Source organism: Micromonospora sp. NPDC049049 (assembly GCF_040649115.1).
Taxonomy (GTDB): Bacteria; Actinomycetota; Actinomycetes; order Mycobacteriales; family Micromonosporaceae; genus Micromonospora.
In genome coordinates this window covers 47503-56408 of sequence record NZ_JBEZEX010000037.1, presented here as the reverse complement: position 1 = coordinate 56408, position 8906 = coordinate 47503, and the positions used below count along the sequence as shown (strand labels likewise).

Annotated in this window: 8 protein-coding genes; 4 read left to right on the top strand and 4 right to left on the bottom strand. The window is 71.1% G+C overall.

The annotated features are described in order from the left end of the window. Positions 1-123: 123 nt before the first annotated feature. Entirely contained in the window at positions 124-810 is a 687-nt protein-coding gene (locus tag AB0B68_RS28110; protein WP_357207479.1) for a hypothetical protein, read from the bottom strand. Between the two features lie 69 nt (positions 811-879). Here AB0B68_RS28110 and AB0B68_RS28105 point away from each other — a divergent pair, with 69 nt between their 5' ends. Genes AB0B68_RS28105 through AB0B68_RS28095 form a run of 3 tightly spaced genes read left to right on the top strand, consistent with a single transcriptional unit; the run spans position 880 to position 5260 of the window. Beyond that, positions 880-3498: a valine--tRNA ligase gene (locus tag AB0B68_RS28105; protein ID WP_357207475.1), complete on the top strand. Its 2619-nt coding sequence runs from the start codon at positions 880-882 to the stop codon at positions 3496-3498. Further along, the gene (locus tag AB0B68_RS28100) at positions 3495-4829 is read left to right on the top strand and encodes a folylpolyglutamate synthase/dihydrofolate synthase family protein (protein ID WP_357207471.1); all 1335 of its coding nucleotides are present in this window, start codon (positions 3495-3497) and stop codon (positions 4827-4829) included. Before AB0B68_RS28105 ends, AB0B68_RS28100 begins: the two co-directional genes overlap by 4 nt. Further along, positions 4826-5260 carry a DUF4233 domain-containing protein gene (locus tag AB0B68_RS28095; RefSeq protein WP_357263847.1) on the top strand — a complete coding sequence of 145 codons (435 nt, stop codon included), beginning with the start codon at positions 4826-4828 and terminating at the stop codon, positions 5258-5260. Before AB0B68_RS28100 ends, AB0B68_RS28095 begins: the two co-directional genes overlap by 4 nt. 38 nt (positions 5261-5298) lie before the next feature. Here AB0B68_RS28095 and AB0B68_RS28090 read toward each other — a convergent pair whose 3' ends face one another. Continuing rightward, positions 5299-6762: a VOC family protein gene (locus AB0B68_RS28090; protein ID WP_357263844.1), complete on the bottom strand. Its 1464-nt coding sequence runs from the start codon at positions 6760-6762 to the stop codon at positions 5299-5301. A 141-nt stretch (positions 6763-6903) separates the two neighbouring features. On the opposite strand from AB0B68_RS28090, the gene ndk reads away from it, so the two are divergent. Beyond that, positions 6904-7329: a nucleoside-diphosphate kinase gene (ndk, locus tag AB0B68_RS28085; protein WP_088949743.1), complete on the top strand. Its 426-nt coding sequence runs from the start codon at positions 6904-6906 to the stop codon at positions 7327-7329. A 37-nt stretch (positions 7330-7366) separates the two neighbouring features. On the opposite strand, the gene sigJ is transcribed toward ndk, so the two are convergent. Both sigJ and AB0B68_RS28075 read right to left on the bottom strand, forming a co-directional pair. Then, the gene (gene sigJ / locus AB0B68_RS28080) at positions 7367-8245 is read right to left on the bottom strand and encodes an RNA polymerase sigma factor SigJ (protein ID WP_357263841.1); all 879 of its coding nucleotides are present in this window, start codon (positions 8243-8245) and stop codon (positions 7367-7369) included. Continuing rightward, the gene (locus AB0B68_RS28075; RefSeq protein WP_357195348.1) at positions 8242-8682 is read right to left on the bottom strand and encodes a carboxymuconolactone decarboxylase family protein; all 441 of its coding nucleotides are present in this window, start codon (positions 8680-8682) and stop codon (positions 8242-8244) included. Before AB0B68_RS28075 ends, sigJ begins: the two co-directional genes overlap by 4 nt. Positions 8683-8906: the final 224 nt, after the last annotated feature.

Below are 8906 nucleotides of genomic sequence, written 5' to 3'. Positions count from 1 at the left end.
TGAACCCGGAGACCCGTCAAGGTCACGCTCGATCCTGGTTGTAGTCGTTTCGTGGTGTGTGGAGACCACTACATCCAGGATGTTGCACGATCTTGGGGCCGGCGCGGCAGCCCGCGTACTCGGTCAGTCTCGCGTCTGCATGCCGGCGCGGAGGTTGCGCAGCAAGCCGCCGGCGTCGCTGACCGACCGGCCCGGGAACATCGCCATGACCACGCTGCCGTGGTCGGCCCAGCCGCACACCGCGAAGTCCCCGCCCTCGCCGCTGGTGCTGCCACACTTCAGTACCCCGCCGAAGTCACCCGCGGGCAGCTCCCGCAGACCGTTCACCGCACCGGTCTCGTCCGACATCAGGCGGAAGAGGCTGTCCAGGTCCCGTTCCGGCTGCCAGAGCAGGGTGGTGCCACCGAAGATGAGCACTGAGCGCTTGTCGTCGGCCGGGTCGCGGTAGACGGTGCCGAAACTGCGGTCCAGTTCGATGTTCGCCGCCAGGCCGCTGCGTAGATAGTCGGCCGTGCTCTTCGCCCGCTCGCTGTCGTCGCGAGTCAGACCCGCCACCCGATCGGGTGAGGCCAGTTGGGTGTCCTTCTGCTGCGCCACCCGCCACCCACCGACACCAAGAACGCCGGCACTGGCGAGACCGACCACCAGCGCGACCGTCCAACCGATCTTGCGTCGGCGTGACCAGCTGCTGGGTCGCTCGTCGGGGTCGCCTCCGGAGTCCCGGGTGCTCAGCTGGATCGGCTCTTCGGTGAGCTCGACCGGCTCGCGGCCGCCGTCGCGCGACCGCTCGGTGAGATGTGCGTCGGACATAGCCGACACCGTACGCGAACGGCAGGTGGCGCACGTCAGGTCTGCGGAAGCCCTCCGTAGACTTGTCCGGTGACCGAGAGACTGGATGCCCAACGCCCCGACGCCCCGACCCTTGCCGGCCAGTACCAGCCCGGCGAGGTAGAGCAGCGACGGTACGAGCAGTGGGTAGCCGGCGGGCACTTCCGGGCCTCCGCCGACAGCGACAAGCCCCCATTCACCATCGTCATCCCGCCGCCGAACGTCACCGGCTCGCTGCACATGGGCCACGCGTTCGAGCACACGCTGATGGACGCGTTGACCCGGCGTAAGCGGATGCAGGGCTTCGAGGCGCTGTGGCTGCCGGGCATGGACCACGCCGGCATCGCCACCCAGAACCTGGTCGAGCGTCAGCTCGCCGCCGAGGGGTTGTCCCGGCACGATCTCGGCCGGGAGAAGTTCGTCGAGCGGGTCTGGCAGTGGAAGGCCGAGTCCGGTGGCGCCATTCTCGGCCAGATGCGTCGCCTCGGCGACTCCGTCGACTGGGACCGCGAGCGCTTCACCATGGACGAGGGGCTGACGCGCGCCGTCCAGACGATCTTTAAGAAGCTCTTCGACGACGGTCTGATCTACCGGGCCAACCGGATCATCAACTGGTGTCCGCGCTGCCTCACGGCGCTCTCCGACATCGAGGTCGAGCACACCGACGACGACGGCGAGCTGATCTCGATCCGCTACAGCGACGAGGTCGTGGTGGCCACCACCCGGGCCGAGACGATGCTCGGCGACACCGCCGTGGCGGTGCACCCCGACGACGAGCGCTACCAGCACCTGATCGGCACCGAGGTCGAGCTGCCGTTGACCGGTCGCCGGATCCCGATCGTCGCCGACGCGCACGTCGACCCGTCCTTCGGCACCGGCATGGTGAAGGTGACGCCGGCCCACGACCCGAACGACTTCGAGATCGGCCAGCGGCACGACCTGCCCGCGCTGACAGTGATGGACGAGCGCGGCGTGATCACCGTGCCCGGCCCGTTCGAGGGGTTGGACCGGTTCGAGGCGCGGCCGGCGATTGTGGCAGCGCTGCGGGAGCAGGGCCGGATCGTCGCCGAGAAGCGTCCGTACGTGCACGCGGTCGGGCACTGCTCACGGTGCAAGACCACCGTCGAGCCGCGGCTGTCGCTGCAGTGGTTCGTCAACACCGCCCCGCTGGCCCAGGCCGCGGGTGACGCGGTGCGTGACGGCCGGGTCCGCATCGAGCCGGCCGAGCTGGCCAAGCGCTACTTCGCCTGGGTCGACAACATGCACGACTGGTGCATCTCCCGGCAGCTGTGGTGGGGGCACCGCATCCCGGTCTGGTACGGCCCGGCGGGTGAGATCGTCTGCGTCGGCCCCGACGAGGCGCCGCCAGCCGGCGAGGGCTGGCACCAGGACGAGGACGTCCTGGACACCTGGTTCTCCAGCGGCCTGTGGCCGTTCTCCACCCTGGGCTGGCCCGAGCAGACCCCGGACCTGGCGAAGTTCTACCCGACCAGCGTGCTGGTGACCGGGTACGACATCCTGTTCTTCTGGGTCGCCCGGATGATGATGTTCGGCCTTTACGCGATGGACGGCCGCCCGCCCTTCGACGTGGTCGCGCTGCACGGCATGGTGCGCGACCAATTCGGCAAGAAGATGTCGAAGTCGTTCGGCAACGTGGTCGACCCATTGGACTGGATCGACCGGTACGGCGCCGACGCCACCCGGTTCACCCTGGCGCGGGGCGCGAACCCCGGCCAGGACGTCCCGGTCAGCGAGGAGTGGTGCCAGGGCTCCCGCAACTTCTGCAACAAGCTCTGGAACGCCACCCGGTTCGCCCTGATGAACGGCGCGCACACCACTGGTGACCTGCCCCCCACCGAGCAGCTCTCCACCGTCGACCGGTGGATCCTGTCCCGGTTGGCGCACGTCACCGCCGAGGTCGACGAGCAGTTCGAGGCGTACGAGTTCGCCAAGGTGTGCGACCTGCTCTACCACTTCGCCTGGGACGACGTCTGCGACTGGTATGTCGAGCTGAGCAAGCCGGTGCTCGCCGAGGGCGGTGAGCGCGCGGAGGCCAGCCGTCGGGTGCTCGGGCACGTGCTCGACCAGCTGCTGCGGCTGCTGCACCCGGTCATCCCGTTCGTCACCGAGGAGCTGTGGCTCGCGTTGACCGGCGGCGAGACGGTGCAGGCGGCCGCCTGGCCGGTGGCCGACCGGTCGCTGGTCGACGACGCCGCCGAGGCCGAGCTGGTCGGCGTTCAGCGGGTGGTCACCGAGATCCGCCGGTTCCGTTCCGACCAGGGGCTGCGGCCCACGCAGCGGGTGGCTGCCCGACTGGACGGGCTGTCCGGCGCGGGTATCGCTGCCCACGAGCCGCTGATCCGCTCGCTGGTCCGGTTGGATCCGGCCGGTGACGACTTCCAGGCCAGCGCCACGTTGGCCATGCCCGGCGCGGTCGGTGTCGCGTTGGACACCCGGGGGTCGATCGACGTGGCGGCCGAGCGGGCCCGGCTGACGAAGGACCGCGCGGCAGCCGAGAAGGAGGTCGCGCAGGCCCGGGCGAAGCTCGACAACCCTGCCTTCATCGGCAAGGCCCCCGAGCCGGTGGTCGCGAAGATTCGCGGCCGGCTCGCCACCGCCGAGGCCGACCTGGTCCGGATCGACGCTGCTCTGGAGACACTGCCCTCGTGACCGACCGTACCGAATTCGCCGCCGTCGAGGCCGAGCTGAACGCCCGTGGCTTCACCCGCATGGTCTTCGAGCTGGACCGGATCGAGTCGCTGCTCGACCTGCTCGGCAGCCCGCAGCGGGCGTACCCGGCGATCCACCTGACCGGCACCAACGGCAAGACCTCAACCGCGCGGATGATCGACTCGCTGTTGCGGGCGCACGGCCTGCACACCGGGCGGTACACCAGCCCGCACCTGGAGACCGTCCGGGAGCGGATCAGCCTGGACGGGGAGCCGGTCAGCGAGGAGCGGTTCGCCTCGGTGTACCGGGAGATCAAACCGCTGGCTGAGCTGGTCGACGCGCGGTCGGACGAGCCGCTGACGTACTTCGACATGACCACCGCGCTGGCGTTCGCGACCTTCGCCGACGCGCCGGTCGACATCGCGGTGGTCGAGGTTGGCCTCGGCGGGGCGGAGGACGCCACGAACGTCCTCCAGGCCGGGGTCTGTGTGATCACCCCGATCGGGCTGGACCACACCGAGTGGCTCGGTGACACGATCCAGGACATCGCGCTGGCGAAGGCCGGCATCATCCACCCGGGGGCCACCGTGATCTCGGCGGCCCAGGAGGAGGAGGCGGCCGGTCCCCTCCTCGACCGCTGCGCCGAGGTCGGGGCCACCATCGCCCGGGAGGGCGGTGAGTTCGGCGTGCTGGGTCGGGCGGTCGCGGTCGGCGGTCAGGTGCTCACCCTCCAGGGGCTGGGTGGCGTCTACGACGACGTGTTCATTCCGCTGCACGGTGCCCACCAGGCGCAGAACGCGGCCATGGCGCTTGCCGCCGTGGAGGCGTTCCTGGGCGCGGGGGCCCGACGTCAGCTGGACATCGAGGCGGTCCGCGAGGGCTTCGCCTCAACCAGCTCCCCGGGTCGGTTGGAGCGGGTCCGTAACGCCCCGACCATCCTGCTGGACGGTGCGCACAACCCGCACGGCATGAAGGCCACCGTCACCGCGCTCCAGGAGGAGTTCGCGTTCAGCAAGCTGGTGGCCGTCATCGGCGTACTGGCCGACAAGGACGCCGAAGCGCTGTTGGAGCTGTTGGAGCCGGTGGTCGACCAGGTGGTGGTCACCCGCAACAGCTCGCCACGGGCGATGCCGGTGGAGGAACTCGCGGCGCTGGCCGAGGAGATCTTCGGCGATGAGCGGGTCGACTCGGCCGAGGAGATGCCGGACGCCATCGAGTTGGCGGTGGCGTTGGCCGAGGAGGACGTCCCCGGTGAGCTGAGCGGGGTCGGGGTGCTGGTCACCGGGTCCGTGGTGACGGTCGCCGACGCGCGCCGGCTGCTGAAGCGATGACCAGCCCGGAGCGGAACCCGCACCCCACCGAGGACCCGACCGGCCCGCCGGTCGGGCAGCCGGTGGGGGAGGAACCCACGGCCGGGCAGCCGCGACGCTCCGGGTTGCGCAACCCGGAGCGGGCGGTACGCGGTCTCGGTGCTGGCACGCTCACCCTGGAGGCGCTGGTGCTGTTGCTGGCGATCCAGCCGATCCGGGTGGTCGGTGGTGACCTCGGCGGTGCCGCGATCGGTGCGGTGGTGGCACTGGCGGTGGCCGCCGTGGTGCTCGCCGGCATGATGCGTCGGCAGTGGGCCTGGAACGCCGGCACCGTGCTCCAGGGGCTGCTGCTGCTGGGCGGTCTGCTGCACTGGTCACTGCTCGGGCTGGGCATCATCTTCGCCCTGGTCTGGGCGTACGCGTTGCACGTCCGCCGCGTCATTCTCGGCTGACGGCGGACCCGGCCGGCGCTGTCCGAAGGCGGGCCGGGTCAGGCGTCAGCGCGTTCGCGCCACTGGGTGAGCGCGACGCCGTGGCCATCCGGGTCGCGGAAGGCCGCCGCCCACCCCTCCAGCTTGGTGCCCCGGTTGACCACCCGGGGCGCGTACGTGAAGCGGACGCCCGACTCGCGCAACCGCTCGTACGCCGCCTCGATGTCGCTCACCTCAAGGTTGACGTGCACGAGTCGGCGGCTGATGGGCGCCGCCCCGGTCACCTCGCGCAGGACGATCCGGGTCGCCCCGGACGCCAGGACGGCGTTGTGGGCACCCTGGTCGACCTCGCTGAAGCCGAGCACGTCGCGGTAGAAGTTGAGCGACCGCTGAAGGTCGGTGACCAGCAGGGTGAGGCCCACACCGCTGATCGGTGCCGCCGGGTCCGCGCCCGAGCCGGCGTCGAACCCGAAGATCGCCTGGTCCAGTTCCTCGTCGGTCACTGTCGTGCGTGCGGCCCCAGCCGGTGAGGGATCGTCCAGCGGAAGATCGAGTGGGTCCAGCGGGTCGGGAGTGCCCGGGCCGGAGCGCTGCGCGGGCGGCGGGTCGAAGCGCTGCGCGCTGGGCGGGTCGACGGGGTCCTCGGCGGGCGGGGCGCTCGCGCCGCTCGCCTGCGAAGCGTCGAACCGGTCGGCGGCGGGCTCGTCGAAGCGCTCTTCGGCGGGCGGGCGCGGCGCCGGAGTGGTTGCCCGTCGGGGCAGCCCGCCGGCCTGCGGCTCGACGACCACGCCCTCCAACACCACCGGGCCACCCGGGCTCTGGTGCATCACCACGGGCTCGCGTTCCTCGGGCACGACGCCCGGCTCGTCGCGCCGGAGGTCGTCGCGCGAAGGGTCGGTGCGCAGCGGGTCACCGAGCGGGTCGCGGAACGGGTCACCGGCCGGGTCCCGGAACGGGTCACCGACCGGGTCGCGGAAGTCGTCGTCGGGTGCGCGGTCGGCCCACGGCGGCGCGTCCTGCTGGATCAACAGCTCGTCCACCGGCTCCGCGTCGGCGAACTCCGGCGGAAGATCGGCGACGGCAGCGGCGGTCTCGGCATGGGTGAGCACCTCGTCCCAGAGGACCTTGACGTGCCGCTGGTCGTCCAACGCGACCCGGATCGGCAGGGTCTGGCCCAGCGACGGCCACTTGGAGACCGGCACCCTCGGCTCAATGATCTTCTTGGACCGCGGCGGTAGACCAGGGGCGTCGATCACCAGTTGCAGTTCGCAGCGGCCGAACGCGTACTGGGTGGGTGGTTCGGAGGCGCTGTGCACGTGCCCGACGCCGACGACCCACGTGCGACCGCCGCCGCGTACGGTCGCCAGCGCGATCGCCAGCACCAGCAGGGCGACCCCCAGAGCCACGATGGCCCAACTCGTCATGCCGAGCCCGAACAGGACGACGAACGTGGCAACGGTGCCCAGCACCGCGCCGATCAGCTTGCGTACCGGCGCGATGGGTCGGTTCCCGCCATTCGCCACAGTGGACCTCCCGGGGTCAGGACCAGGCTAGGCCGGATCGGCCACCGGGGGAAAGACCGGCCGCCGCGCCGGTGCCGGGACCGGGTCGCTAGGCTGACCGTACCGATCCCAAGCGTTCATCGCGTACAGGAGGAACCCAGCGTGTCCAGCAACAGCCCGGATGAGCGCAGCCTCGTTCTGATCAAGCCCGACGCGGTCCGCCGCGGCCTGGTCGGCGAGGTCCTCTCCCGCTTCGAGCGCAAGGGGCTGCGGATCGACGCGATGGCGCACCGGACGATGGATGCCGCGCTCGCCGACGAGCACTACGCCGAGCACGTCGACAAGGCGTTCTACCCGCCGCTGAAGGACTTCATGACCGGCGGCCCGCTGGTCGCCCTGGTGCTCTCCGGCGACCAGGTCATCGACGTGGTCCGCGGGCTGGTCGGCGCCACCGACGGACGCAAGGCCGCCGCCGGCACCATCCGGGGTGACCTGTCGCTGTCCAACCGGGAGAACCTGGTGCACGCCTCCGACTCGACTGACAGCGCCAAGCGCGAGATCGCGCTCTGGTTCCCCGAGCTGGGCTGACGCCCACCGGCCCGGGGTCGGCCGACGACGCCCGGGTTCAGCCGACCGCCGGCACCTTCGCCGGGTTGCCGACCACGTAGATCCCGGTGATCCGTCCGTCGGCCGCGGCGATGGTCAGCGTGTACCGACTGCCGTCGGCGCGGGTGATCAGCATCGCCGGTTCCCCGTTGAGCTCCACCGGATCCATCGCCACTCGGTGACGCGGGCCGTAGACCCCGGCGTAGAACCGGGCGATCCGGTCGGCGCCGCTGACCGGGTTGAGGGCGGCCCGCACCCGACCGCCGCCGTCGTTCCAGGCGGTGGCGTCGGCGGCCACCAGGTCGGTGAGCCTCGCCAGGTCACCGTCGCGGGCGGCGGCGAGGAACGCGTCCAGCAGCCGCTCCCGCTCCGGGCGGCTGGCGGTGAACCGACGCTGCTCCTGCCGTACCCGCGCGGTCGCCCGGTGGTACAGCTGCCGACAGTCGGCGACGGACCGCTCCAGGATCTCGGCGATCTCCGCGTACGGCAGGTCGAAGGCCGTGTGCAGGACGTACACCGCCCGCTCCGGCGGGGTGAGCCGCTCCAGGACGTGCAGCAACGCGGTGGAGAGCGAGTCACGTAGCTCCACCCGGTCCAACGGCCCGAACGGCGAGGGCGCGGTCGGCACCGGCTCGGGCAGCCACGTCCCGACGTACGTCTCGCGGGCCGCCTGCCGCGCGCGCAGCCGGTCCAGTGCCAACCGGGTGACCACCCTGGACAGGTACCGGCGTGGCTCCTCGACCCGGGCCCGGTCCACACCGAGCCAGCGCAGGTACGCCTCCTGGAGCACGTCCTCCGCGTCGTGCCGGCTGCCGAGCAGGCGGTACGCGAGACCGAGCAGCATCGGCCGGTGCGCCTCGAGCGCACCGGCCGCCTCCGCTGCCGCCTCGGTTGTCACGCCTGGGCTGGAGGCTCCAGCCGCATCGTCACCCCGATCCGATTCCACACGTTGATTGTGGCAATCGCGATGACGAGGTCGGCCAGTTCCTTCTCCGACCAGACCTTCGCGGCGCCATCCCACACCTCGTCCGGCACCCCGTGCTCGCCGAGCCGGGTGACCGCGTCGGTGAGGGCCAGCGCGGCCCGCTCCCGCTCGTCGAAGAAGGGAGCCTCCCGCCAGGCGGCTACCGCGAACAGCCGGCGGCTCGACTCGCCGCCGGCGAGCGCGTCCCGGCTGTGCATGTCCACGCAGTACGCGCACCCGTTGATCATCGACGCCCGCAGTTTCACCAGCTCCAGCACTGTGCGGTCGACGTTCGTCTGAACGTACTTCTCCAACCCCAAGACGGCCTTGTACGCCTGCGGTGCGACCTCGGCCGGGTTCATCCGTTGCACGACTACCTCCTGATAGGTCCGACACCGTTACGACGGCCGGGCCGGGCGGGTCGTGACAACCAGGGCTGTGATCCCGCTCATCTCAATGAAGAAGCCTGGATCGGCGGGCCGTCCCCGACCCCCGGTCGATCATGGAGTTGTTGCCACGACACGCCGTCGAGCGAGGCAACAACTCCATGATCAACGTGGGTTGGGTCGGGGATGGGGCCCGCCAGCGCCGTCTG